At 49.5% G+C, this 26,348-nt stretch carries 19 protein-coding genes and 1 pseudogene; 12 read left to right on the forward strand and 8 right to left on the reverse strand.

The genetic code is table 11. The annotated features are described in order from the left end of the window. The first annotated feature begins 394 nt into the window (after window positions 1-394). Window positions 395-1,669 carry an aromatic amino acid transport family protein gene (locus V5J35_RS01230; RefSeq protein ID WP_354009523.1) on the forward strand — a complete coding sequence of 425 codons (1,275 nt, stop codon included), beginning with the start codon at window positions 395-397 and terminating at the stop codon, window positions 1,667-1,669. A gap of 377 nt (window positions 1,670-2,046) precedes the next feature. Beyond that, on the forward strand, window positions 2,047-3,462 hold the full coding sequence (locus V5J35_RS01235) for an L-serine ammonia-lyase (protein ID WP_354009524.1): 1,416 nt from the start codon (window positions 2,047-2,049) through the stop codon (window positions 3,460-3,462). A 56-nt stretch (window positions 3,463-3,518) separates the two neighbouring features. On the opposite strand, the gene V5J35_RS01240 is transcribed toward V5J35_RS01235, so the two are convergent. Next, window positions 3,519-4,415 carry a 1,4-dihydroxy-2-naphthoyl-CoA synthase gene (locus V5J35_RS01240; protein ID WP_354009525.1) on the reverse strand — a complete coding sequence of 299 codons (897 nt, stop codon included), beginning with the start codon at window positions 4,413-4,415 and terminating at the stop codon, window positions 3,519-3,521. A gap of 236 nt (window positions 4,416-4,651) precedes the next feature. Between V5J35_RS01240 and V5J35_RS01245 the strand changes: the two genes are divergently transcribed. Next, window positions 4,652-5,500 (forward strand): hypothetical protein, encoded by an 849-nt coding sequence (locus tag V5J35_RS01245; RefSeq protein ID WP_354009526.1) that lies wholly within the window; start codon window positions 4,652-4,654, stop codon window positions 5,498-5,500. A gap of 377 nt (window positions 5,501-5,877) precedes the next feature. Here the strand turns inward: V5J35_RS01245 and htpG are convergent, their stop codons facing one another. Next, window positions 5,878-7,797, reverse strand: a complete 1,920-nt coding sequence (htpG, locus tag V5J35_RS01250) for a molecular chaperone HtpG (protein ID WP_354009527.1) — start codon at window positions 7,795-7,797, stop codon at window positions 5,878-5,880. Window positions 7,798-7,925: 128 nt separating this feature from the next. Continuing rightward, window positions 7,926-8,648: a DUF599 domain-containing protein gene (locus V5J35_RS01255; RefSeq protein ID WP_354009528.1), complete on the reverse strand. Its 723-nt coding sequence runs from the start codon at window positions 8,646-8,648 to the stop codon at window positions 7,926-7,928. 312 nt (window positions 8,649-8,960) lie between these two features. Between V5J35_RS01255 and V5J35_RS01260 the strand changes: the two genes are divergently transcribed. Together V5J35_RS01260 and V5J35_RS01265 are read left to right on the forward strand one after the other, a co-directional pair. Then, on the forward strand, window positions 8,961-9,359 hold the full coding sequence (locus tag V5J35_RS01260) for a hypothetical protein (protein ID WP_354009529.1): 399 nt from the start codon (window positions 8,961-8,963) through the stop codon (window positions 9,357-9,359). Between the two features lie 124 nt (window positions 9,360-9,483). Then, window positions 9,484-10,248, forward strand: a complete 765-nt coding sequence (locus V5J35_RS01265; RefSeq protein WP_354009530.1) for a class II glutamine amidotransferase — start codon at window positions 9,484-9,486, stop codon at window positions 10,246-10,248. A 215-nt stretch (window positions 10,249-10,463) separates the two neighbouring features. Here V5J35_RS01265 and nfuA read toward each other — a convergent pair whose 3' ends face one another. Beyond that, on the reverse strand, window positions 10,464-11,045 hold the full coding sequence (gene nfuA, locus V5J35_RS01270) for a Fe-S biogenesis protein NfuA (protein WP_354009531.1): 582 nt from the start codon (window positions 11,043-11,045) through the stop codon (window positions 10,464-10,466). A gap of 114 nt (window positions 11,046-11,159) precedes the next feature. Then, a complete protein-coding gene (gene lhgO / locus V5J35_RS01275) occupies window positions 11,160-12,188 on the reverse strand; it encodes an L-2-hydroxyglutarate oxidase (protein WP_354009532.1) in 1,029 nt (342 codons plus the stop codon). Window positions 12,189-12,649: 461 nt separating this feature from the next. Between lhgO and V5J35_RS01280 the strand changes: the two genes are divergently transcribed. Then, complete coding sequence (locus tag V5J35_RS01280; protein ID WP_354009533.1) at window positions 12,650-13,246, forward strand: hypothetical protein; 597 nt, start codon at window positions 12,650-12,652, stop codon at window positions 13,244-13,246. 319 nt (window positions 13,247-13,565) lie between these two features. Continuing rightward, window positions 13,566-14,909 carry a hypothetical protein gene (locus V5J35_RS01285; RefSeq protein ID WP_354009534.1) on the forward strand — a complete coding sequence of 448 codons (1,344 nt, stop codon included), beginning with the start codon at window positions 13,566-13,568 and terminating at the stop codon, window positions 14,907-14,909. A gap of 105 nt (window positions 14,910-15,014) precedes the next feature. Here V5J35_RS01285 and V5J35_RS01290 read toward each other — a convergent pair whose 3' ends face one another. Together V5J35_RS01290 and V5J35_RS01295 are read right to left on the reverse strand one after the other, a co-directional pair. Further along, window positions 15,015-15,137 carry a hypothetical protein gene (locus tag V5J35_RS01290; RefSeq protein WP_354009535.1) on the reverse strand — a complete coding sequence of 41 codons (123 nt, stop codon included), beginning with the start codon at window positions 15,135-15,137 and terminating at the stop codon, window positions 15,015-15,017. Between the two features lie 78 nt (window positions 15,138-15,215). Further along, a pseudogene (locus V5J35_RS01295) lies at window positions 15,216-16,180 on the reverse strand (IS3 family transposase). Between the two features lie 432 nt (window positions 16,181-16,612). Between V5J35_RS01295 and V5J35_RS01300 the strand changes: the two are divergent. Continuing rightward, window positions 16,613-17,209, forward strand: a complete 597-nt coding sequence (locus tag V5J35_RS01300; protein ID WP_354009536.1) for a hypothetical protein — start codon at window positions 16,613-16,615, stop codon at window positions 17,207-17,209. 103 nt (window positions 17,210-17,312) lie between these two features. Here the strand turns inward: V5J35_RS01300 and V5J35_RS01305 are convergent, their stop codons facing one another. After that, window positions 17,313-19,052 carry a hypothetical protein gene (locus V5J35_RS01305; RefSeq protein WP_354009537.1) on the reverse strand — a complete coding sequence of 580 codons (1,740 nt, stop codon included), beginning with the start codon at window positions 19,050-19,052 and terminating at the stop codon, window positions 17,313-17,315. Between the two features lie 356 nt (window positions 19,053-19,408). Here V5J35_RS01305 and V5J35_RS01310 point away from each other — a divergent pair, with 356 nt between their 5' ends. The 4 genes from V5J35_RS01310 (at window position 19,409) to V5J35_RS01325 (ending at window position 26,321) form a co-directional block, all read left to right on the forward strand. Then, the gene (locus V5J35_RS01310) at window positions 19,409-20,617 is read left to right on the forward strand and encodes a multidrug effflux MFS transporter (RefSeq protein ID WP_354009538.1); all 1,209 of its coding nucleotides are present in this window, start codon (window positions 19,409-19,411) and stop codon (window positions 20,615-20,617) included. 73 nt (window positions 20,618-20,690) lie between these two features. After that, window positions 20,691-20,915 (forward strand): hypothetical protein, encoded by a 225-nt coding sequence (locus tag V5J35_RS01315; RefSeq protein ID WP_354009539.1) that lies wholly within the window; start codon window positions 20,691-20,693, stop codon window positions 20,913-20,915. Window positions 20,916-21,136: 221 nt separating this feature from the next. Then, window positions 21,137-24,853, forward strand: coding sequence for a methionine synthase (metH, locus tag V5J35_RS01320; protein WP_354009540.1), 3,717 nt, complete (start codon window positions 21,137-21,139; stop codon window positions 24,851-24,853). Window positions 24,854-24,995: 142 nt separating this feature from the next. Further along, window positions 24,996-26,321, forward strand: a complete 1,326-nt coding sequence (locus V5J35_RS01325; RefSeq protein ID WP_354009541.1) for an MATE family efflux transporter — start codon at window positions 24,996-24,998, stop codon at window positions 26,319-26,321. Window positions 26,322-26,348 lie beyond the last annotated feature (27 nt).

Consider the following 26,348-nt stretch of genomic DNA (forward strand, 5'->3'; position numbering starts at 1 on the left):
CCAAGGGATATTTCGCTGAAGATACGATACTTCCCTAAAATCCAGCCAGTCATGCCTGAAAAATTTACAAAACTTTTAGAATACAGACCGCAAACTGGAACGAATATTTTCGAATAATTATTTAAAATTATTGAATCAAAATAAACAACGCCGCAAACAAACCACTTCGATGCGAACAATTACACAGGCATACGAAATAGCGCACTCAACAATCTATGCAGATTCCGCAAATAAAAGAATACATTCAAACCGTTGCAAATTGTAACACAGATCAAAGATTAATCACCCTAATCTCCATCAATACAATCAGCGAACAATTTCTGTACAGTTCTCAGCCATCAACTCACTTACTAACCGCTCCTGAATCCTGTTGATGCGGAGGAGATAAGAGCATATGGCACACGCAGATGTAATGAACCAGTCTCAGGCTGGTATTCAAGATAAAACGGCCAGCAAACGTGACACAGAATGGATGCTGGCACTGTTTGGTACCGCAATTGGTGCTGGTGTATTGTTCCTGCCAATCAATGCCGGTCTGGGTGGTATCTGGCCACTGATTCTGATGACCGTCATTATTGGTCCAATGACCTTTCTGGCTCACCGTGGCCTGACCCGCCTGTGCCTCTCCTCCAAAAATCCGAATGCCGACATTACCCAGACCGTTACAGAACACTTTGGCCCTAAAGCCGGTTCCCTGATTACCATGGGCTACTTCGCTTCCATCTACCCTATTCTGCTGATCTACGGCATCGGCATCACCAACACCGTTACCTCACTGATGGTTAACCAGCTGGGCATGGCCGAGCCAAACCGTGCACTCCTGAGCTTCGTACTGGTGTCTGCTCTGGTGGGTGTCATGGTGACTGGACAGAAAACTGTTCTTAAAGTAACCAATACTCTGGTTTACCCACTGATCGTGGTTCTGTTTGGTACCTCTGTCTACCTGATTCCTCAGTGGAACATGTCCCAGTTTCATGCGCCGGTTACCTTCAGCGGCTTCATGACCACCGTATTCCTGACCATTCCGGTTCTGGTGTTTGCGTTCAACCACTCTCCTGCGGTGTCCTCTTTTGCATCCGCTTACCGTAAGGACCTGGGCAACGACGCAGAAGTTCAAGCCAGCCGCACACTGAAGCGTACCACCATGATGCTGGTTGGCTTCACCATGTTCTTTGTCTACAGCTGTGTATTGACCCTGTCTCCGGCTGAACTGCTTCAGGCCAAGGCTGACAACCTGCCTATCATGTCTGTATTCGCACAACGTACTGACAACATGCTGTTTGCATGGATGGCCCAGATCGTTGCCCTTGTTGCTATCTCCTCTTCCTTCTTTGGTCACTACATGGGTACCCGTGAAGGCCTGCAGGGCATGATCGTGAACAAGGCCAAGCGCGAAGGCAAAACCGTTGACATGAAGAAAGTCGACATGGGCATCATCGCTTTCATCATCCTGTCTGTATGGGCGGTGGCTTACATGGACGTGTCTGTAATGGGCATGATCGAAGCACTGGTTGCTCCAATCCTGGCAATGATCCTGTTCATCCTGCCGGTATACGCCACCAAGAAAGTACCAGCCATGCGCAAGTACGACGCGAAAATCAACCTGTTTACCCTGGTTCTGGGCATCATCGCGATCCTGGGCTTCATCACCGCTAACTTCTTCCTGTAAGACAGTCAGGCGCTGATAACACAGCTACTTATAAACAGCGTTAAATGCTTCGGAAAGCCGGGGGAAGTCTACCTTCCTCCGGTATTTTTCCATCTGGCGATAGCTGGCAGAATCCTTCAAAGAATTCTTTATATTTTCATAAGTAACCAGCCACATGGAATCGAATATTTCTGGCTTATTGGGCAGGTACTATGCAAGGCGCAACGGCGGGAGCATAGCAAGCTATGTGACCAGAGTTGCAACGCAGTCACGACTGCATGGATGCAGAAGGTAGGGCAACGCAAGGAGCAGTTGCCGGGAGTGCCTGAACAATGAGTCAGAAAATATGATTTCATGCGGTTGGTTACTTACATACCCAACATCACAGTAGAGACGGCATGCTTAGTATTTTTGACATCTTCAAAATCGGAATCGGCCCATCGAGCTCTCACACCGTAGGTCCAATGTGGGCCGGACATCGCTTCCTGAATGAGCTGAAGGAAAAAGGCATTCTGGGCAGCATTGCTTCCGTACGCGTTGGCCTTTACGGCTCCCTGGCACTGACGGGGGTAGGACACGGTACTGATAAAGCGTCTCTGTTGGGTCTGGCAGGTTACCAGCCAGACACTATTGATCCGGATGAAGCCGACCGGGCATTCGAAGCCATCAAGAGCAGCAAAAAAATCAAACTGGCGGGCGAACACGAAATCAGTTTTGACTATGATACCCAGCTGATTTTCCACAACGGTGAAACACTGCCCGAACACCCTAACGCAATGCGTATTTTTGCTGCGGATGAAAATGGCATTGTCGTTTACTACAAAACCTACCTGTCGATCGGCGGTGGTTTTATTGTCTGCGCAGATGAGTTTAACAAGCCAGAAAACTCTGGCAGTGAAGATCAGTCTGAGGCACCAGATGCCAGCATCCCTTACCCATTCCGTAACGCGGCTGAGCTGATCAAACTGTGCAAGGTCAACAACCTGAGCATTGCCGAACTGGTCATCGAAAACGAAAAAGCCCGCAACAACGGCGACATCGCCATCGTTAACGAAAAAATTGATGCCATCTGGGATGTCATGCGCAACTGCATTGATCGTGGCCTGCGCATGGAAGGTAAACTGCCCATGTCCGGCATCAAGCGTCGCGCCTTTGACCTGCACAAAACCATGACAGCCAACCCGGAAGCCATGCTGAGCGACCACTTTGCCATTATGGACTGGGTGACTCTGTTTGCCATGTCGGTCAACGAAGAAAACGCCTGTGGTGGTCGTGTAGTAACAGCTCCTACCAATGGCGCCGCAGGCGTTATTCCTGCCGTTATTGCCTATTACTCCCGCTTTATCTCCCGTAACAATCAGGAAGGTATCCGTGAGTTCCTGGCCACCGCTGCTGCCATCGCTGCCATTATCAAAATGAATGCAACGATTTCCGGTGCCGAGGCAGGTTGTCAGGCAGAAGTTGGCTCAGCCTGTTCCATGGCCGCCGGTGCGCTGGTCGCCGTACAGGGTGGCTCGATTGACCAGGTTGAAAACGCTGCGGAGATCGGCATGGAGCATCATCTGGGTATGACCTGTGACCCTATTGCCGGCCTGGTTCAGATTCCATGTATTGAACGGAATGGTATGGCTGCCATCAAAGCGATCACCGCTGCCCGTCTTGCCATGCGTGGCGACGGTAACCATGCGGTGTCTCTGGACAGTTGTGTAGAAACCATGTATCGCACAGGTCTGGACTTACAGGCCAAGTACCGGGAAACCTCCCAGGGCGGACTGGCGATTTACGCGAAAGAACATTCTTCAAAAATCGCCTGAGCCTTTCCAGATTATGACTGGCCAGTTTGCTACTGACTGACCAGTCATTCAATACATTAATAGTGATACGGAAAACGGGAAAAATCCTTAGGCCGTTTTTCAAGGAAAGAGTCACGACCTTCCTGAGCTTCTTCTGTGCCATAAGCCAGTCGCGTCGCCTCACCGGCGAACAGCTGCTGCCCTACCATGCCATCGTCTGTCAAATTCAGTCCGTATTTCATCATACGCAGAGCGGTTGGTGATTTTTCACCAATGATTTTTGCCCACTCCAGCGCTACATTTTCCAGCTCGGCGTGAGGGACCACTTTGTTGACCATGCCCATATCCGCTGCATCCTGTGCAGAGTAATCCAGTCCCAGAAAGAAAATTTCACGGGCTTTCTTCTGCCCGACCATTTTCGCCAGATAAGCAGAGCCATAGCCGGAATCAAAGCTGGCAACATCAAGATCAGTCTGCTTAAACACCGCATGCTCCTTCGAAGCAATCGTCAGGTCGCACACCACATGCAGACTATGGCCACCACCTGCTGCCCAGCCAGGCACGACCGCCATCACCACTTTGGGCATAAAGCGTATCAATCGCTGAACCTCAAGAATGTGCAGACGACCCAGTTTGGCCGGATCAATTTCATCAGCGGGCATGCCCTCATATTTGTAGCCATCGCGACCACGAATACGCTGATCACCACCGGAACAGAATGCCCAGCCACCATCTTTCGGTGAAGGACCATTACCGGTAATAATAACCACCCCCACATCACTGGACAGTCGTGCATGTTCTAAGGCCCGGTACAGCTCATCAACCGTTTTAGGGCGAAAGGCATTGCGGCATTCAGGACGGTTAAAAGCGATGCGAACCGTTCCCTGATGCCTGGCCCGGTGATAGGTAATATCCTCAAACCCGAACCCTTCGACTTCATCCCACAATTCCGGGTTGAAAATTTCAGAAACCATTTCATTTTCCATCAAAACAACTGTTAACAACTGGCTGGCAGCCTGATGACCTGCTTACGGTATAACTGCCAGTCCTGAACTCACTGATAACGAAAACCAGCAAAAATCGCATTATTTTGCATGATGACAGGGCGGAGACCAAGCAGGATGTAAAAAAACTGTTCAGCAGAAAGAATTATTGAAGCCTATATTGAACCACTGAATTTATTGACCTGTTAATCAGACAGAGAATAATTATGACTAAACGAAAGAATATGAAGAATAGCCTACTGGCTTATTACCTTCTTATTCCAGTTCTATCTTTAGGAATAAGTAAAACTGGGGTTTGTGAAACATACCTATCAGGCGAGATTGAAAAGGTAAACTTGAATGCCCAGCAATGCAGTAGTCAACTTCCATCAGATCTGCAACAAGTCAGTAAGCACTTCAAAGAAATGCATGTTGATAGCAATATTCCGAAATACTACCTGATGGCTGAGGCTGGCCTGGATCACCGGTACTTTTTATCAAATAACGTCAAACTGGAAAGCGATCTTAAAAACCCGTACGCCAACAGCCAACTGAATATAAAAAGAATTAGCCAAAGAGTGGCTGACAGCGTATTTGACGCCTTAGACGCAACCAGAACCTCGGTTGAAAGAGAGTATATAAGCTTGTTACAAGGACCAGGTGACCTTAGCACTTACAAAGAATACTCAGAGGTCTTAGCAGTATTGGCTAACCAGGGAGCACCAAGTGTCAAAGCACTCGAAGATAAGAGTCAGTTGATTGTTAAACTGCTACAGCACAGCATGAAATACGCAAATAACGTCACTAAAATTGATACTTCAGCAACTGCCAATTATCTGCATGCGCAACTGGGCCTGACTATTGAGGATTATCATACCTGGCGTGATGACTTCTTCGAATCAAGTGGTCTATATAATGAGAAGGCCAACTCGCTGCATCAACTGACAAGATTTATCGGCTATTTAGCTGTCAGAAATCAATACAACAAACTGGCAAGCACCCTCGTAACGGGGAGAGTTGTGAAGATCAAGACAAGAAAGACATTTGCCAGTCCGGTAATGCCCTGTCTGACCTGATTTTGCCATTAATGCGAAAAGCGTCGGAACAATTAGTCATTACACTTTGGGGTTGGGTCATCAACCCACAAAAAGTTCAACCCTGTTTCAATGCAGGCTGTGATTCATGGTTCTGGTATTACACCTCGGCAATATGGTCTGTGAAGCCGATTCAGTACACTACAACGGCTCCTTATACAAAAGACAGAGAGCTTACATACTGGTACGACTTATCCCGTCAGAAACCCAAAAAAGCGAGAGCTGCAATACAATCGTTTAAAACGTATATGGAACACAAAGCCTGCTGGGAATATGGTCGGGATGCCGGTGGGGTATAGCAATCATCAAAACACAAATTAAAACAGGGACTCATATACAGAGCCCCTGTTTTACAACAATTACTCAGCCATTTCCAGCAGCAGCTTGTTCAGACGCTGCACATATGAAGCCGGATCATCCAGCTGCCCACCAGCTGCCAGGCTCGCCTGATCGAACACCACCTTGCTCAGGTCAACAAAACGATCTTCATCGCTTTCCTGATCCAGACGGGTAATCAGTGGGTGCTCAGGGTTGATCTCGAAGATCGGCTTGCTTTCTGGCACAGCCTGACCTGCCGCTTCCATAATACGACGCATCTGGGCACCCATATCGAACTGCCCAACCACCAGACAGGCTGGAGAATCGGTCAGACGGTGGGTAACACGTACTTCTTCAACACTGTCGCCCAGGGCATCTTTAATACGCTTGAGCAGGTCTTCCTTTTCTTTAGCGCTCTCTTCCAGGGCTTTCTTATCATCTTCGTTGTCCAGGGTTCCCAGATCCAGATCACCACGGGCAATGTCAGCAAATTGCTTGCCGTCGAATTCCTGCATATGGGACATCAGCCACTCGTCTACACGATCGGACAGTAGCAGGACTTCGACCCCCTTCTTACGGAACACTTCCAGATGCGGGCTGTTGGCAGCTGCATTGTGGGTATCCGCTGTGATGTAGTAGATCTTGTCCTGACCTTCCTTCATACGGGACACATAGCCTTCCAGGTTCTGATCCTGGGTTGCACTGTCGCTCTCAGTGGTGGCAAAACGCAGCAGTTTGGCAACTTTCTCGCGGTTAGCATAGTCTTCAGCCGGGCCTTCTTTCAGTACCTGACCAAACTCGGTCCAGAATTCTGCGTACTGTTCAGGCTCTTTCTTAGCCATTTTTTCCAGCATATCCAGAACACGCTTGGTCAGCGCAGTCTTCATGCTTTCAACCGCCGGGTCTTTCTGCAAAATTTCACGGGATACGTTCAGGGACAGGTCGTTAGAATCCACCACACCCTTGATGAAACGCAGGTACATTGGCAGGAATTCATCCGCCTGATCCATGATGTACACACGCTGGACGTAAAGCTTGAGTCCTTTCTGCATATCACGGTTATACAGGTCAAACGGTGCCTTCGCCGGGATAAACAGCAGGCTGTTGTATTCCAGCTTGCCCTCAACACGGTTGTGGCTCCACTTCATCGGATCGGTGAAGTCGTGGCTGATGTGTTTGTAGAACTCTTTGTATTCTTCGTCAGAAATCTCGGAGCGGGAGCGGGTCCACAGCGCCTTGGCCGTGTTAACGGTTTCCCATTCAGGTGTTTTGTCTTCCTGCTTTTCTTCTTCGCCTTCTGCCGCAGGAGCCTCTTCTTTCAGCATCAGGATCGGCAGGGAGATATGATCAGAGTATTTGCGAATGATGTTGCGCAGACGCCAGCCATCAGCAAACTCTTCAGCTTCCGGCTTCAGGTGCAGGATGATGCTGGTGCCGCGCTTCTCTTTCTCGATGGTTTCAACAGTAAACTCACCGGAACCATCAGATACCCAGCGTACAGCCTCGTCGGTTGCCGCATCAGCTTTGCGGGTTTCAACGGTGACTTTGTCCGCCACGATAAAGGCAGAGTAGAAGCCGACACCAAACTGACCAATCAGCTGAGAATCTTTCTTCTGGTCACCGGTCAGGTTTTTCAGGAAATCGGCTGTACCGGACTTGGCAATCGTACCCAGATGGGAAATCACACCCTCACGATCCATACCAATGCCGTTGTCGGCAATAGTGACCGTTTTCGCGTCCTTATCGAAACTGATGCGGATATCCAGATTCGGGTCAGATTCCAGCAGGCTACCATTGTGCAAGGCTTCGAATCGCAGCTTGTCGGCCGCATCGGAAGCGTTGGAGACCAGCTCACGCAGGAAAATTTCACGGTTGGAGTACAGGGAGTGAATCATCAGGTGAAGCAGCTGCTTTACTTCAGTCTGAAAACCTAATGTTTCTTTCTGGGCTTCGACAGTCATACGATCCTCAATACGATGTCATTCAATTCAAAATTCGCTAACTCGTATTTAGGGGTGGGTGTTTTTGTTTTCAAGGGAGAAACAATAAATTTCTTTGTTTTTTCTTCTCGCCCCTCAAAACAGCAGGCTCAGAAGTGCGTTTCCCGCTCGCTGACCGCCAGGGCGTCCAGCACCGATGAGTGGAACTCCCGACGGTACAGAATAATCACGACCAGTGCCGCAGCCCCGATAAACAGGCCCGGATGAATAAACCACGCCAGCGTTGCCATAGAAAAGTAATAGGCGCGCAAACCGTAGTTAAAGTGATTGGCTGCCAGGGTCATAATATGGGCAGAACGGGTAGCAAAAACGCCCTGCCGGGTTTTATGACCATCAACATCTTTACACAGCGGCGCGCTGCCAAAGAGTACACAGGTAAAGTTATACAGCCGCAGGCTCCAGGTAAACTCGAAAAAGGTATAAACAAAAATCACCAGCATCACCAACACTTTAAGCTCCCAGAGCTCACGGGTATTGGTTGTCACAAAAGGAATGGTTGAAAGCACACCCACCGCTTCTTCTGAAGCGGCAATCCCTGTCACCAGGCCGGCAATAATCAGAATACTCGTAGAGGCAAAGAAACTGACGCTGGCTCGGAGGCTCTGTAACAGGCTGGCATCCGCAATACGGTTATCACGTCCCAGCAGCCGGTACATCCAGTCACGCCGGTACAATGCCAGAACACTGGCAAGACAGGGGGTTTCCTTACCCTTGTGGTACGCAAACGCGGTATAGCCCACCCATAGAACCACCAGTGCAAGCAGGGCTATCCAGTCAAGCGTCGTACCAACCGATCCAAGTCCTTCTATCATTACTGATTCCTGTCATATTTCTTATTCAAGCCTTAGTGTAATGGCTCTACCTTTGACACCGATGACAAGCCCCGATAACTAGCTCCGATAAGAAGAGCCGATGACAAGTACCGGTACCTGACATATCATAGCCGCTGAGTAAGAGCAGCTTTTATTAGCCCCATACTCTTTATATCGTCACTTACACCGTCACGACCATGATGATCTGATGACTATAGACAACAGCTGTACGCTTTGTAGAAAAAAGGCACCAAATTGTTACTTTCACCAGTATCAGTCCATCAGGCATCGTTTCATTCAGTTGGAGAATGAATGACAAGTTCACAGATTTTACTGGGCTGGGGAGTCTATCTGGCCGGAGTCCTGGCCTGCACCCTGGCCCTGTGGCTCATCACAGGCTCAATTAATCCCCGTGTACGCAGACTGTTACGGGCAGGAACTTTCATCCTGCTTGTCACCCCCTGGTGGCATAGTACCGAAGCAGACCTGTTGCTACCTGCTTTATGGGTGATGATTTACGACGGGCTGTCTGCCGGCTTTCCGGAAATGGCACGGGCAGGCCTGCCACTAGTGGTGGTAACCGCCGTTTGTGCCATTATTGCGACTTCCCTGCCGGTGTCCGACAAAGGGAAAAAGAAAAAACAACCGTCAGACAAAGCGAAACAGAAAGCTGAGAGGCAGCCTCAGGAGCGGCAGGAGCCAACCCTTTAAACCTGGCTAAACCGGGAACCCCGGGTTGCCGGTGAAAACCATTGTTAAGTAAAAACAATGATCACAGGGATGTGGCCTGAAGAATTTTATAATAAATACAACCCGATGTGACTGAGATTTTAACATGTGTGAACTGCTGGGCATGAGTGCCAACACCCCGACTGATATCTGCTTCAGCTTTTCCGGACTAATGCAACGGGGCGGGCGAACCGGGCCTCATCGCGATGGCTGGGGCATTGCTTTTTATGATGGTCCCGGGGTCAGAGAATTCCGAGACCCCTACCCCAGCTGTGATTCTGAAATTGCAAAGCTTGTGCGAAACTATCCGATCAAAAGTGAGATTGTTATCAGCCACATTCGTCAGGCTAATGCCGGAAGGGTCTGTCTGGAAAATACACACCCTTTTATACGGGAGCTATGGGGACGAAACTGGACCTTTGCTCACAACGGTCAGTTAAAAGGTATCAAAAAGCAACCCCTTACCCATTACTTACCCATAGGCACGACAGACAGTGAGCATGCGTTCTGCTGGCTGATGGACGCCATTCGCGAACGTTTTCCCAAACCTCCCAGACGCGCCAGCACTCTGCACCGTTTTATCCAGAAGCAGTGTGATGAACTTAGGAAAATGGGGGTGTTCAATATGCTGCTGACAGACTCCAGGCACCTGTACTGTTACTGCAGCACCAAGTTGAGCTGGATTACACGCAAGGCACCTTTTGATCAGGCCTGCCTGAAGGATGCGGAACTGACCGTCGACTTCGAAAAAGAGACCACACAAACCGATATTGTGACCGTGGTTGCCACAGAGCCACTAACCACCAACGAACAGTGGAACAGGATGGCAGTGGGCGAGCTGATAGTCTTTCATAAGGGGGAGGTTGCCTGAGCGTTCTCTGGTCACTGGAATACCTTATTTCGGTTGCGGAGATCCTGCAAAGGAGCTTCAGGACAGGGCCGGGATTAATGGGCAAAGTAGTCAGGAGCAGAGTAAGAAGAAAGTAAAAAGAAACCCACAGAAATCTCCCGGAACAACCATGTACCGGGAGTTTTCAGCAACGACTTGACAGTTTTTACGCTCGGGTATCCAGCGTTACCGCCTCATCATTTAAAATAAGCGTTATCCGTCACCGTGTGGTCAGTCACGTCACGCACACCCTTCAGCTCAGGAATGCGTTCAACCAGAGTTTTTTCCACACCGTCTTTCAGAGTCAGGTCAACAGCGCTGCAACCCTGACAACCACCACCAAACTGCAGTACGGCAAAACCCTCGTCAACTTCCACCAGCGACACCATACCACCATGGGAAGCCAGGCCCGGATTGATTTCAGTCTGCAGGAAGTAGTTAATCTTCTGGTCCAGCGGACTGTCTTCATTCACTTTAGGCAGTTTGGCATTCGGTGCCTTGATGGTCAGCTGACCACCCAGTTTGTCTTCAGAGAAGTCCACCTCAGCGTCTTCCAGAAACGGTTCGCTGACCCCTTCAACATGACAGTTGAAGTATTCCAGCTCCAGCAGCAGGTCACCTTCTTTTTCCTCACCAGGCTTACAGTAAGCCAGACAGGTCTCGGCATAAGGTGTTCCTGGCTGTGTCACAAACAGGCGAACGCCAATGCCTTCAACGTTCTGCCGTTTCAGCAGACCTGCCAGATATTTCTGAGCGGCTTCTGTAAATGTAATCTTCAAGTCAAATACCTCATTCGGTCAGTTCGCCCATTCTATGCTAATGAGCCACTTCAGGAAAAGGCTGTTTCTTCAGATTACTTTCTGAACCGTTTTCTGCCGCTGGCAGTCGTTGACTCACCTGCTGGCAGATATAGTCACCAATGGGAATGGCAGAGGTGGCTGCGGGCGACGGCGCATTGCAGACATGCAGGCTGCGGGCGACGGCGCATTGCAGACATGCAGGCTGCGGGCGCTTTCTGCAAAAAAAAAGTCATGGACCATAGTACCGTCTCTCATCACCGCCTGAGCCCGAATACCTGCCGGGTAGGGTTTAAGGTCTGACAGTTTCAGCTGGGGGCAGTATTTCTGCACCCGCCGGAGATAGCCCGGTTTCCAGAAAGAATCGATCGTCTCTTTCAGCCCTGTGACCAGGTTATTCCGGGCAGCCCGCCAGAACCCGGCAAACGTCAGCATATCCCGCATATCCTTCAGGCTCAGGTTGATACGCCCATACCCTTCTCGCTTCCAGCCCTGCACCGCATTGGGACCCACGGTCACAGAACCATCCATCATACGGGTCAGATGCACACCCAGAAATGGCAGGTCCGGATCAGGAATCGGATAGATCAGATGGTTGACGATATGATTATGCTGTGGAGCCAGCTGATAATACTCGCCCCGGTAAGGAATAATCTGAAAGTCTGTCCTGATTCCAAGCATGCGTGTCGTTCGGTCAGCCATTAAGCCACTGCAACACACCAGATAACGTGCCATTAACTCCTGATGTCCGGAGTCATTCTGTACTTCCAGACGGATGCAGTGAGACGTCTCCTCCATAAAGACGACGTTGGAGCGCAACTGAACCTCACCACCCAGCTGCTCAAAACAGCGCGCCATGGCCCTGGTCACCTGTTTGTAGTCGACAATTCCCGTCGCTTTTACATAGAGAGCACCAACCCCGGTAATGTTCGGTTCACGTTCCTTTAACGCTTTCGCATCAAGCCATTCCACTTCGATACCGTTTTCCTGACAGCGTTTATACAGCGCTTTCATACGCTGAATCACTGCATCCTCTTTACCTGCCACCAGAACAACAGGTAAACAAACCCACAAACGGTCAGCCACCATAAGCTTCCAGCCCAACCATAGGCTGTACTTAGCCACGGTGAACCAAAATATTCAGGAAGATTATCCAATCTCTGGCTGCGCACATAGCCCAGGTTCTGGCGCAACCGGGGGCATGCTGATTCAGCTGTTCAGCACGCCGAAGCCACAGCACACTGTAACCATATTGCCCGGCAAGGAACCAGCTATTGCCCCAGCAGCACTTATCCGGAAAACAGTTATAGAAAGGGGTTGTAAATACTGGACCCGGATCAATTCTGGACTCAACGTCTTGTGGACCCTCTGGCTGAAGGGATCACTGTGCACGAACTGCCAACATTTCGATACCGAAGCGAGGCAAGTCAAAAAACCTGAAACGATTACTTCAGCAAGCCGGAACAGAGACCGGATGGCAGCATACATACTCTGGCAACGGGCTTTCGATTCCCCGTATGGTGACTGGCGAGCCATGCTTCAAAAAAACGGTGGGAGGACGGCACAAGAAAACCAGGCCTGCCGTCGTGCATCTTGATGCTGTCGTTTTGCAGGAACTGAACAATATCCATCTTATGTGGAAAAATAGTAGGGGCGAAGAGGCTACCCGCCTGAATGACTCAGAGTCATCCGATACCCGCACCACTTTCCAAACAGCGAACAATGACAGCCTGGGCAGCAGCAGTTATAAAACCGCATTAGAAGGGCTTGTTGAGTACACCCTGCCTGAGTCCGGGATTGAATTTGATAGTCAGGCATCCAGTGTTATACCGAGACTGGGAAGAAAGCGAAAGCAAGGACAGGACCCTCCCTTTGAGCAGGAGCTTGAACATTTTTTCCAGTGGCTTGCCGGGCAGGACACCAGCAAGGATGGACAATGGTTGATAACAAGAGTCTGTAAAAATGAGAAGGGCGGCACCATTGAGCCGGGAAGCTATCAGTCACCCCCTGAAGCCAGCGATATTAAAGCAATATCCTGCTTTGATAACGAGCCGGGATACAAAACCTATTTAGATCAGAGGCGCATTCGAAAAGCGCTTAAAAACCCTTCAGCCGTTCTGGTTCAGGACAACATGCTACATGTTCTGCTCAAGGAGTGGCTATCACTGAAAAAACCGCTATAGTCATAACCCATGACTATTCCTGAAGCCACTGCCCCTTTTGACTGAAAACAGTGACCCACACCATTAATATAAATCCGAAGTGTAGGTGAGCCTGCTGACAGGGTTTGTGTTGATGGCTGTCGCTTTGTGCCATGTAGAGAGTCACCGTGTTGGGAGTCGTGTTCCGCTCGTCCCAACCTACAGCTAGGGGGGCTTAAGTCAGTACCATTAACCTTTAGATGAGTTCTTTAACAGTTGCTATCAATAGCGGCACAAGCAGGCATGCCTGTCTCAATTTTCTTGACAGATAAAGTATTTAAGCAGCTGTAAGGGGTTATAGATGAGAAAGTTTGTTATCGGACAGGTTTTTATCATTGTTGCTATTGTGATGCTTTCACCAAATATTTCAGCGGATGATGATTGTCTGAACATTTGTTACGGCAATATTATTTACGGACCTGATGACGTTTATTTTAACAACCAGGCAAAAGAGGCTGAAATAAAGTACCAGGTAGAGTTACTGAATGTGAATGGTACATCTGTTTCCAGCGGGTCGGTTGTTAAGAACATAGATATTTATTACAAGGAAAAAAACCGCGTTAAAAGCTTTGCAAGCCACTATAAAAGCGTTATTGCAAGCAGATATAACTGCGAAGAGTCACACTGGCAGCATGCTAATAATTACTTTGATGTCGGGTGTCAATATAAGACCTTATTACTGACGGTAAGAAATCCACGGGAACTCTACATCACAGCGAAACTAATGGGTGACAATCATTCAGTTATTCACAGCTATACAACCCACTTAAAAGAAAAGTCAGTAACAGAAACATCAGGAAGCGATTATTACTCCTCCGGGCAATGCATTTCAGATTACGATGACAGGAAAAGACCCTTCACTGAAGGTATTGTATCCATTAAGCCTGTTGAAGGGCCGGGTGTTGTTAAGGTTTCTCGTAATACCTACAAGCTGTATGTAAACTATAACGAAACCTCCCATGAAAAATATAAGTATGCCATTGCGCTTCAAATTGAAACATCTAAAAAGAAGAAGTTTTATGGGCTGGTGGTGACTGAGTGCTCGCCCTGCGAGAAATACGAAAAAGTGATATGGCTTGATCCCCATTGGAGTTTGTTACGCCACTTCCACACCAAAGGTATAGACAGATACGATTTCGCGGTCAGTAATGATGACAAAAAAATTATTTTTTGGAACTACAGCAAAAAATTTATAAATCGTAAGTTGGTCTTTCATACCATTCGAAGCCATGTGCACCCACTCCGGATTGACGTCATCAAAGATAGTCAAACTCAACATTGCGACAGGTTTCGAGCAGGTGGGTACAGTCACACCCCCATACCCGATGAGTCTGCTGGTTATTTAGGCGATGAACCGTGCGACTTACCTTCTTCAGCTATCTCTGGAGTAAGTTGCAAGCCAACAACACAGTTCACTAAGCCAGGGATATCTCCCACTACACCATTAGAGTTGATGACCGCCTCTCTTTTACCGGAAGCTCCTACATCAGAAGTGATCTTAATTGCTTCTACAAATATCACCGGGGATGGTGATATTCGGAATCAAACGGGTAACGCAACCCTCCATTCTGACGGCGACAGGCTGGACCCATTTATCTTCAGTCTGTTGGCAGTCGCTGCACTCGTTGCTCTGGAGTATGATTGACCATTTAACGCTTAGCTGCACTGGGTTGATTCCGTTTTTCCTAACAAGCCTGTTAGGTAGCTCCCTCATTTATAGAAAACCGCTTGTCTAATATTCTACTTCTTGTCAGTCTTCGTTATTGGTTTTCAGCATCAGTTTCCTGAACACAACTGCGTTATGGTCTTCAAAACTGCGTTCCGGCTCACCATCCAGTTCAAGGCTCGGGAATTGTTTGAACAACTCGGTCATGGTCAGGTACTGAAGTGGTCCCCAGTAATCAAACAACCTGAGTGGTAAGTAAAGCTCTAATCCATTGTTATTCAGGCCTCAGGCTGCCTGTTTAAAGTACATCTGATCCGGAGTATTATCATCCAAACTCTGATGGGGACGTTCCGAGTTATACAGCTGGAAATAGCTCTTTAGTTCTTGTTTCAGTTGAGCCCCATTATCGAATGCCTTCAGGTAGACACATTCATACTTTACACTGCGCCAGAGTCGCTCCACAAATATATTATCCCGGTAGCACCCTTTGCCATCCATGCTGATCCTGACATTGTGCTTCTTGAGAACACCCGTGAAAGCATCACTGGTAAATTGACTGCCCTGATCACTGTTGAAAATCTCCGGGGCTCCATAGCGATTCAGAGCCTCTTCAAGAGCATCCACACAGAAATCAGCGTCCATAGTATTGGATACCCGCCAGGACAGAACCCGGCGACTGTACCAGTCCATTGCCTCCAGACCCATTTGCCGCATCAGGCGACGGACTCGTTTCCTGTTAATGCAATAGCCTAAGTTGCGCAGGAATGTGTACATCTTTCGTGACCCGTAAAACGGTGTTTTTAGATGCTGCTCATCTATCAGACGCATCATTTCAAGATCCTTTGTCAGATCCTTGCGCGACTGGTAATACGGCGATGATCGTGAAATACCCAACAAACGACACTGCCTGACGACTGAGACTTCTGGATGATGGTGCTCGACCATAGAAACGCGTACGCATTTTTTCAATGATCGAGCTTGCGTGCTAAAAAATCGCGCTCCACAGAGAGCTGGCCAATCTGCCGGTAAAGGTTATCAACTTCATCCTGATGACTTTTGGAATTCTTGTCGGCCTTGCTGCCAAATAGCTCGGCAGCACGTTCCAGCAACTCCCGCTTCCAGGCACTAACCATGGTGGGATGAATTTGAAAATGCGCCGCCAGCTCAGAAGTGGTCTGGTCTCCCTTGATGGCAGCCAGGGCAACTTTAGCTTTGAAGTTTGAACTATATTGTTTGCGTTTTCTGCTCATGATCGCATTATCCTTCTTGCTCTGGGTCAGAGCTTACACCCATTAAAGAGCTAAACAGCCCCCACAATTCCGGGCTGAACGCCTTTCAGCCCGGGTTTACTTCTTCAGCTAAACCTTTGCAGGGATAACAAATATACAGGCGGGTCTGAACAGTCTGGCTCATCGTGACACAGCTATCTGCTGATTGTCTATCCTAAGAATTTAAGCTGGGGGGGGGATACAGAAATGAAAAACAGCTTTATCGCTCATTCGGTTAATACAACAGTTCAAGGGTTATTGAGCGAATACAATACACTGGGTACATCATTCAACATTTATAGTCAGAAAAATTTTTTCATGAATCATGTGCATGAAAAAATACAACAGCATGCCGCTTACCCCCGTTTGAAAAAGGCTTCTGTTTTTTTATACACCTCGCGGGGGTACTGCCGTTTGAGCAATCACAATGATTATGAAGCGGGGCGCAGGCTGTATGATCATTGCATGACACCTGGTTTAGCTGAAGAAGGAATAGCTGCCAATGCCCATGAGTGTACAGCGCTTGTTATTTATTCAGCTCTGAGCAGCACAAACCTGGTTCAGGTTAATCGTGCCATTGTCTTAGACCCGGGGCGCACCCCTTCCAGAAGAATCCTCCATGAGTTTGCCATCATTGGTGAGGTGACGGGCAATAAAACTCGCGTGGCGATGCCCATGGATGGAATAGCTGGTTTTTTAACAAAAAAACTGCTGCCCCGTTCAGAGCTTCCCTGGGCGGTTGATGCCGCTTTCAATGTTGTCTGTCCATTAAAGGATTATATCAACAACCTTGGTCAGGCTATTTCTACTGTTAACCAGGCAGGAACCAGTGGACAGGCTGAAGGCAACAACAGACTGCCTCCGCTCCAGATAGGCCCGGAAATCACGCCAATGGCTTTCTACGCCTTGATTTCTGGTGGCCATTTGCTAGCTATTGAAGTGACTCAGAAATCAACGCGCCTTAATATTTCCGAGAATGAGGGCAAGCTGAACTACAGTGATTTCTTTTAGCCGCAATGAGAGCGCCAGAAAGGCATTATCAAGTACACTACCGTCCGGTTAAGCGTTCCAGATCCAATAGAGGCTGAACTAACCGCTCTCCGGACGAAGAGCGTTAAAATGGTAACATTCTGGCTGAAATGTAAACAGTCACCAATAATCTGGCTATCGAATAACGATTGACCGCTTCTCCACTATGGTAATTTTTTGCAGTATCGCCTTGTTCCCCACCATAATTACTGGTCGGCATAGTGATGGCAGGTGTGGAGGCAGGTGCAAACGGAGAACCGTGATAAGTCAGAAAATTAGTATTGTCACTATTCTGGTATTTCTTCGCCCAGATAGCCGTCTTGTCCAGCCCTTTGTTCAGTGTGTGCTTTACAACCATATCAGTTCCCAGCCAGAAACAGGTACACGGGACACCTCCAGAATTACATTCCCTTCTGCTGATACTGGCAGCAAACAGGTACAGGTTCCCACTATTTGATAACACTGGCGCACCGACCACCCAGAAAGGCCTTCCCGTTTTATCGTTCTTAAAGTGTGGCGGAATGATCGTACTCCTTAACACCATGTCTTCCTGGCTGATGAGACTGAGAGTACCATTCTCAACCCTGAACTTATGCAAACGAAGCGTGGGTTTCATTTCAGGCTGTCCGATTGTAACTGGCCGAGTGGTGGTATTTGACTGTCTGGCGGGTGTTGTCTGGTTAGTATTTACAGCCCTGTCAGTACTGCCAGAGGAACTGTCCTGGTTAAAAAACTCAGGGCTTGCGACAAACGGCGTTTCGTTGTGAATAACAGCTGGAGCGATCAGGGTGCCACCCTCTGCCAGAAGCAAGCCTTCTGCTGGTGTAACAGCCTGAGGATAGATGTAGACACTGGATCTGAATTCAGCATCGAACAGATAAAGAGCTTTTTCCCCCTGGGTAAAAAATCGACCGTCTTTATCGATCACCAGGCCTTTGAGCGGCTGTGTTTCGCTTCTTTGCCGGGCCTGGAATTTTGTCTGCCCACTATGAACATCAAGCACCAGAATATCCTGATTACAAAGCAGGAACACATTGTCGTTTGAAAGTGCCATCTCAGGGCGACAGTTCAGTGATTCTTTCTGATCAGGCTCAAACTGACTGCGCCAGAGCAAACGTGATGACTCCGGGGCTGTAGACAGAAAAGCAGAAACCTCCAGCTTCCGCTGATCGTTTGAGCGTACAGGGGTCGATACCAGAACAACGTCTCCCAATACCGAAATGGCAGCCCTGCCACTGATTTTGGCATTAGTGTATGGAAATCTGTAAACAACTGTCTGATCGGCATGAGAGAAAGCCAGAAGCTTTTTGCCTTCTGTGGCCCATGTTAAACCGGCTTCGTTGTTTGTGGCCATATCGTTAGAATGCTTCCAGTACTGCCTTCCATGCTTTTTGAGTTGAACAACCTCATCCTCCCCATATTCCTCAAATCGGGCAAGGTATATGCCTGTATCATTATTGGAAATAAAAGAACCATTGCTGGTCTTTACCATATGAGTTCTCTGTCTGTAGACATAATCCACAGACCCCGGCAGTTCGATGCTCTTCAGGGTGATCGCTTTGCCGTATTCAGGTTCCGAAAAGGCATATATTCGTTTTTGATCAGTAAAAACAACTCGTCCGGAAGCCTCAACAACGATATCACCGGGTCCTGACAGGCCATCTTTAGAACAAAATATTCCAGTACAGGGTGTCTCTTCAAACAGGTCCAGAGAACTCCACCACTGATTCGCGTCCCTTCGCTTTAGGCGACTGGATTTCTGCTTTAACACTACCTGTTTTAAAGGAAAAGCAATCATTAAAGTATTGTCATCAATGTATTTCACTTGCGGCTCTTCGGACCGCGCTATAGACGAAAGCAAAAGAAGTAAAGCCACTGAAAGACATCCAAGGAGCCAGCCCGGATATCGTGGAACCAGGAAACGATAAGAGACAGGGCAGGCTAAGGTGGAATGGATCATGGCAAGCACTCCTCAAGATGAACAACGAGCACATATCACACTGCAGGCTCATTAAAGACCCCGTTTGACTTGATGTCTACCTGAACCGGTAACAGTTTGCCGAATGCGATCACCCCAAAGGCTGAAACGGAAGAAGCAGCTACAAATATGTGAAAACCACGAATTGATCTGAATCAAAAATCTCTGCATCCTGCCCTGCTTTTTGGTTAGATAAGAGTTACATGCGTCAACTAAACCCTGAGAAACATACCACCGCCGTACTGGTCGTACTGACCCTGTTTGCTGTTGTCGGTCCGGTGTCCATTGATATATTCACACCGTCACTGCCTGCCATCACACAGTACTTCAACACGGACTATGCCACCGCTCAATGGAGTGTGGGTATTTTTATGCTGGGTTTCTCTCTGTCCATGTTGATCGTTGGCCCGCTGAGTGACCGCTTTGGCCGTAAAAATACCCTGCTGGGCGGATACTCCCTGTACCTGCTGGCCACCATTGCGACCCTGACCACCAGCAGCATTCACCTGTTTATTGCTGCCCGTTTTGCCCAGGCAATATTCGGCTGTTTCGGTACAGCTGTTGCGCGAACCATCGCCCGTGATTATTACTCCGACAAAATGGAAGTAAAAATTCTGGCGTATATCAGTGCCTGTCTGACCATTGCCCCAATGGCAGCACCGATTGCCGGTGGTTATATCCAGCAGTACGCTGGCTGGCAGTACAGTTTCCTGGTTATGGCTGCGTTTGCGATTATCGCCATGCTGGCACTGACCCTGCTGCCGGAAAAAGCCGAGCGCAATGTTAACGCCACCACAGGTATGTTCAAAGGCTACTCCGCTGTTCTGACCGATCTGCGCTACATGCGTTTCTCGGTGGCTGCCGGTGTGGCTTTTGCCGGTGCCTTTGTCTTTGTGGCCGGTGCGCCTTTTGTACTGATCGAACAGCTGGGCATTAACCCGAAAGATTATGGCTTTATCTTTGCCTCTGCTATTGCCGCTTATCTGGTCAGCGCCACCATGGGGCCAAAGCTTACCGATCGCCTGAGCCGTGAACAGGTCACCCTGCTGTCTGGTTCTACCCTGGTGGCCGGTGCCCTGATCTCCATCGCCTCAGCGTGGTTCAGTGGTGGCGAGTCCGTCATGGGTTACGTGGCCGGTATTGTGGTCTACGAGCTGGGTCTGGGTATTTTCAACCCGTTGTGCCAGGCTCGTGCTACTGAGCATATGAAGAACAATATCGGCACCGCATCGGGCCTGATCTTCTTTATTGAAATGCTGATGGCGACCCTGATCAGTGGTGCTGTTGGCCTTCTGCCTGTTGCCGGAACCATGACCCTGGCCGCCGTAACACTGGCCTCTGCAGCTTTTGCCTCCCTGTGCCTGATGGGAACTGGCAAACCGGTTGAACAGCTGACTGCCCAGGCAGCATAAACCGCCGAGTGTTGTGAAGTTATTTTGAGGGTAGCCGATATATCGAGTGCAATTAACACACTTGAGGCTGATTATGAAAAAATTGCTGCTTGGTATCGCCAGCTTGGCTGTCTCGTTCCCATTGCTTGCTGGTGACGGTCCGAATCCTTGTGAGTTTCAACACTCCCCTAAGACAATGAATTGTGCTATTGATGAGCTGAGAAGCCCATCGCACTTTAAGTATGGAAAAAACAAAATAGAAAATAACATTGAGCCACCAAAAAAATGGCCTTTGCATCCGGAAGATGCCAGACCCTGAATAATTTCAGCAATAAAAAACCCGCTTTTCGCGGGTTTTTTATTGCTGAAATTATTATGTAATGTTTGGCATGCACCGATGCTTTTTATGTTCTGCCCGGATGTCATGACAAGGGTACTCTGCGATTCTTACTGTAGCGAGTACATCACTGCCGCTTTCTGATACCATTCCAGCTTCATCTGATTGACTCAACAAGAATGAACGGGCTGGAATCTGTACGCATGCCGCAACTATCAGAACAACGAATTCAAGAGGCACAGGAACGTGCCAGACTGCTGCAGGAACGACTGCAACAACAGATTTTAATTCTGGACGGTGCCATGGGTACCATGATCCAGGGTTACCGGCTGGAAGAGGACGACTACCGGGGTGAGCGTTTTGCCAGCCACCACTGCGATGTGAAAGGCAATAACGACCTGTTGTGCCTGACCCGACCAGACATCATTCAGGACATACATCAGTCCTATCTGGATGCCGGTGCCGATATCCTGGAAACCAATACCTTCAATGCCACCACCATTGCCATGGCAGACTATGAAATGGAAGGTCTGGTTCCGGAAATTAACCGTGAAGCAGCCAGGCTGGCCAGGGCAGTGGCTGACGCAGAAACCGCAAAAAATCCGGACAAGCCTCGCTTTGTTGCGGGCATTCTGGGACCCACCAACCGTACCGCGTCTATTTCACCAGACGTAAACAACCCCGGCTATCGCAACGTCAGCTTTGAAACGCTGACCACCGCTTACCGTCAGGCAGCCATCGACTTGCTCGAAGGCGGTGCGGATATCCTGATGATCGAAACCATTTTCGATACGCTCAATGCCAAAGCCGCCATTTACGCCGTTAAAGACCTGTTCGATGAGCTGGGTTTTGAACTGCCCATTATGATTTCCGGCACCATTACCGATGCGTCCGGGCGCACCCTGTCAGGTCAAACGACAGAAGCCTTCTGGAACTCAGTGGCGCATGCTAACCCGCTATCGGTGGGGCTGAACTGCGCCCTGGGCGCTAAAGAACTCCGCCCTTACCTGGAAGACCTGTCAAACATTGCCGACACTTTCGTCAGCGCCCACCCCAACGCCGGTTTGCCCAACGCCTTTGGTGAGTACGACCAGACACCGGAACAGATGGCAGACATTGTTGCTGAATTTGCACAATCCGGACTGATCAATATCATTGGTGGCTGCTGCGGCAGTACGCCTGACCATATTGCCGCCATTGCTCAAAAGATGTCGTCTATTCCACAACGAAAAGTGCCGGTTATCACCAAAGCCTGTCGCCTGAGTGGACTGGAGCCGTTCAATATTGCTGAAGATTCATTGTTTGTAAACGTCGGCGAACGTTGCAATGTGACTGGTTCTGCCCGCTTCAAGCGCCTGATTGTGGAAGAAGATTATGACACGGCACTGGACGTAGCCCGCCAACAGGTGGAAAACGGCGCTCAGGTCATTGATATCAATATGGACGAAGGCATGCTGGATGCCCGGCAGGCCATGGTCACCTTCCTGAACCTGATTGCTTCAGAACCGGATATCTCCCGCGTGCCGATTATGGTGGACTCTTCCAAATGGGAGATCATTGAAGCCGGCCTGCAATGCATTCAGGGCAAAGGCATCGTTAACTCCATCAGCCTGAAAGAAGGTGAAGAGCTGTTCCGTCACCATGCCAGACTCTGCCGGAATTACGGTGCTGCGGTGGTGGTGATGGCGTTTGATGAAGCGGGTCAGGCCGACACCGAAGCCCGCAAGATTGAAATCTGCCAGCGCTCATACGATATCCTGGTGAACGACATTGGTTTCCCACCGGAAGATATTATCTTTGACCCGAATATCTTCGCCGTCGCCACCGGCATTGAAGAACACAATAACTACGCCGTTGACTTTATCAACGCCACCCGCTTTATTCGCGACCACCTGCCCCACGCCATGGTGTCCGGCGGCGTCAGTAACGTCTCCTTCTCATTCCGTGGTAATAACCCGGTTCGTGAAGCCATTCATGCCGTTTTTCTGTATCACGCCATTAAAAATGGCCTGACCATGGGCATTGTCAACGCGGGGCAGCTGGCGATCTATGAAGACATTCCTGCCGAACTGCGTGACCGGGTAGAAGACGTCGTACTGAACCAGACTCCGGAAGCTACCGACGCACTGCTGACCATTGCCGACCAGTATCGTGGCGACGGAACGGCACAGAAGCAGGTGGAAGATTTAAGCTGGCGGGAGCTGCCCGTTAATAAACGACTTGAACATGCGCTGGTTAAAGGCATCACCACCTATATTGTCGAAGATACGGAAGCTGCCCGGCAGGCAGCGGAACGCCCCATACAGGTCATCGAAGGTCCATTAATGGACGGCATGAACGTGGTGGGTGACCTGTTTGGTTCCGGTAAAATGTTTCTGCCCCAGGTGGTAAAAAGCGCCCGGGTGATGAAACAGGCTGTCGCTCATCTGGTGCCGTTTATTGAGGAAGAAAAAGGCGACAAGGTTCGTTCTAATGGCAAGATCCTGATGGCAACGGTCAAAGGCGATGTCCATGATATCGGCAAAAATATTGTTGGCGTGGTGTTGGCCTGTAATAACTTTGAAGTGATTGACCTGGGCGTTATGGTTCCCTGCGAGAAAATCCTGCAAACGGCTGTTGAGGAGCAGGTCGATATCATCGGCCTGAGCGGGCTGATCACTCCTTCCCTCGATGAAATGGTCCATGTCGCCAGTGAAATGCAGCGTCAGGGCATCAATCTGCCGCTGATGATTGGTGGTGCCACTACGTCTAAAGCGCATACAGCGGTTAAAATCGAACCGGAATATCACGATGACCTTGCCGTCTATGTAACAGACGCCTCCCGCAGTGTCGGGGTAGCTACCCGGCTGATCAGCCAGGAACTGAAGCCCAAGCTGGTAGAAGAAACCCGTGCCGAATACGACAAAATCAGGGTTCGCCATCATAAGCGTAACAATAAACGTCAGCTGTTGACCTATCAGGAAGCCCTTGATAATCGCTTTCAACCAGACTGGAAGGGTTACCAACCACCGGTTCCCACTTTTACAGGTGTAAAAGTGTTTGAGGACTTCCCACTGCAACAGCTGGTTGACTACATTGACTGGACACCGTTCTTTATCACCTGGAACCTTGCGGGCAAGTTCCCCGCCATTCTGAATGACGACGTCGTGGGCGAAGCTGCCACCAGTTTATACAACGATGCCCGAACCATGCTGGATGAACTGATTCAGCAGAAAAAAATCAGGGCTCGTGCCGCCATCGGTTTCTGGCCAGCTGCACAAACGGATTTTGATGATATTGAGTTGTACAGCGATGATTCCCGCTCAGAGGTGCTGACCCGTCTGCACCACCTGCGCCAGCAGACACCCAAACCTGAAGATAAGCCTAATTACGCCCTGGCAGACTTTGTTGCACCAAAAGCAACGGGACTGAACGATTACATAGGTGGCTTTATCACCACGGCCGGTATCGGTGCGGAAGAACTGGCAAAAGCCTATGAAGAGGCCGGTGACGATTACAACAGCATTATGGTCAAAGCACTGGCCGACCGGCTGGCAGAAGCCTTTGCCGAGTGCATGCATGAGACAGTGCGGAAAGAGTTCTGGCACTATGCTCCAGAAGAGTCTCTGAGTAATGAGCAGCTCATCAAAGAGCAGTACACCGGCATTCGCCCTGCCCCCGGTTATCCCGCCTGTCCTGACCACACTGAAAAAGCTACATTATTCAAACTGCTGAAGGGTGAACATAACGCACAGGTGTCGCTCACCGAGCATTTCGCGATGATGCCCGCCGCCAGTGTCAGTGGCTGGTATTTCTCACACCCGGAATCCAAATACTTTGGACTCGGCAAAATCACGCCTGATCAGGTAGCTTCCTACGCCACCCGTAAAGGCATTACTGTCGAAGAGGTTGAAAAGTGGCTCAGACCTAACCTGCTGTAATTCTGTCAGGCAGCCTTTCTGTGCGCAGAAGGGCTGCCTTCCTTTATTCAATCCTCGCCAACCTGATTCCGAACCATTACAATCGCCCCTGAATTTTAACCCCCCTTTTCTCTTTTACTTTTCCCATGAGGCAGAGGCAGCCTTGAAGCAGCGCAGTCTGACCATTGTAAAACTGGCAACCCCCATTATTCTTGCCATGCTGTCACAGAGCCTGCTGAACCTGGTGGATGCCGCGCTGATTGGCCCACTGGGTGAAGAGGCGCTGGCAGCGGTTGGGGCGGGCAGTTATGCCAACTTTGTTGCTCTGGCTTTAGTGGCTGGGCTGTCTGCGGGTGTTCAGGCACAAGTGGCACGTCGCTGTGGTGCTGGCCAGAAGAGCCGTTGCGCAGTGCCTGTTAATCACGGGATTATTATTGCCCTGCTCTTTGCCCTTCCAGTCAGCCTTTTGTTAATGATCATGGCACCCTGGATTCTGCAACTGTTCAGCCAGGGCGGTGTGATACACAATGCGGCAGAGACCTATTTTCGTATTCGCGTTATGGCACTGATGGCCGCAGCCATGAGCCTGTCCTTTCGTGGGTACTGGAACGGTACGGGTCAGCCGTCCGGTTTTTTAAGGATTCTGGTAATTTCTCACCTGTTCAATGCCGTAATCAGCTATATCCTGATTTATGGAAAACTCGGCCTGCCTGCCATGGGTGTTGCCGGTGCGGCGATGGGTACTTTCCTTGCCATGTATCTTGGTGCATTACTGAATCTGTCTGTCCTGTTCAAACAGGTCTCTCATCATGGTTTTCTGCAACCGTTCCGTCGTAGCGACTGGCTGAACCTGAAAACCCTGGTCAGACTGGCTGCCCCCGATTCGTTGCAGCAAACCCTGTTTGCCCTGGGCATCATGCTGTTTTTTGCCATTATCGCCCGGCTGGGTACCCGGGAAATGGCTATTGCCCATGTATTGATGAATATTTCGCTGTTCCTGATTCTTCCCGGTATCGGCCTGGGTATGGCGGCCAACACGCTGGTCAGTCAGGAGCTTGGCGCACAGAAGCCGGAGATGGCTATTACCTGGGGTTGGAGTACCGTCCGGATAGCCACAATATTGCTCAGTATTCTGAGCCTGCCACTGTTATTTATCCCTGAATGGGTGCTGGGTCTATTCCTGCATGAGCCGGAACTGGTTAACGCTGCCAGACTGCCACTGCAGTTGACAGGCGTTGGCATTATTCTGGATTCTGCCTCTCTGGTACTGACCCAGACCCTGCTCGGAGCGGGTGCTAATAAGACTGTGCTGGGTATACGATTCGGGGCTCAATGGGGTTTCCTGCTACCTGTCAGCTGGCTACTGGGAACGGTTGTGGGGGCAGGATTAACGACACTCTGGCTGCTGACGATTTTACAGCGGCTGATCAGTTCTGCGGCTTTTATTGTGGTCTGGCAAAGACGGCAGTGGAGTCATATCAGGATTTGATATGACTCCCTTACCAAACGAGTTCTT

It is taken from the genome of Endozoicomonas sp. NE40 (assembly GCF_040549045.1).
Classification (GTDB): Bacteria; Pseudomonadota; Gammaproteobacteria; order Pseudomonadales; family Endozoicomonadaceae; genus Endozoicomonas_A; species Endozoicomonas_A lisbonensis.

Coding starts and splice junctions, on each gene's coding strand:
- V5J35_RS01240 (WP_354009525.1), bottom strand. CDS start 4,415: ATGGTTTCTGAAATTTTCAACCCGGAATTGTGGGATGAAGTCGAAGGG.
- V5J35_RS01265 (WP_354009530.1), top strand. CDS start 9,484: ATGTGTGAACTGCTGGGCATGAGTGCCAACACCCCGACTGATATCTGC.
- V5J35_RS01310 (WP_354009538.1), top strand. CDS start 19,409: ATGCGTCAACTAAACCCTGAGAAACATACCACCGCCGTACTGGTCGTA.
- V5J35_RS01230 (WP_354009523.1), top strand. CDS start 395: ATGGCACACGCAGATGTAATGAACCAGTCTCAGGCTGGTATTCAAGAT.
- htpG (WP_354009527.1), bottom strand. CDS start 7,797: ATGACTGTCGAAGCCCAGAAAGAAACATTAGGTTTTCAGACTGAAGTA.
- metH (WP_354009540.1), top strand. CDS start 21,137: ATGCCGCAACTATCAGAACAACGAATTCAAGAGGCACAGGAACGTGCC.
- V5J35_RS01255 (WP_354009528.1), bottom strand. CDS start 8,648: ATGATAGAAGGACTTGGATCGGTTGGTACGACGCTTGACTGGATAGCC.
- V5J35_RS01290 (WP_354009535.1), bottom strand. CDS start 15,137: ATGACCGAGTTGTTCAAACAATTCCCGAGCCTTGAACTGGATGGTGAG.
- V5J35_RS01315 (WP_354009539.1), top strand. CDS start 20,691: ATGAAAAAATTGCTGCTTGGTATCGCCAGCTTGGCTGTCTCGTTCCCA.
- V5J35_RS01235 (WP_354009524.1), top strand. CDS start 2,047: ATGCTTAGTATTTTTGACATCTTCAAAATCGGAATCGGCCCATCGAGC.
- V5J35_RS01245 (WP_354009526.1), top strand. CDS start 4,652: ATGACTAAACGAAAGAATATGAAGAATAGCCTACTGGCTTATTACCTT.
- V5J35_RS01285 (WP_354009534.1), top strand. CDS start 13,566: ATGAGAAAGTTTGTTATCGGACAGGTTTTTATCATTGTTGCTATTGTG.
- V5J35_RS01260 (WP_354009529.1), top strand. CDS start 8,961: ATGACAAGTTCACAGATTTTACTGGGCTGGGGAGTCTATCTGGCCGGA.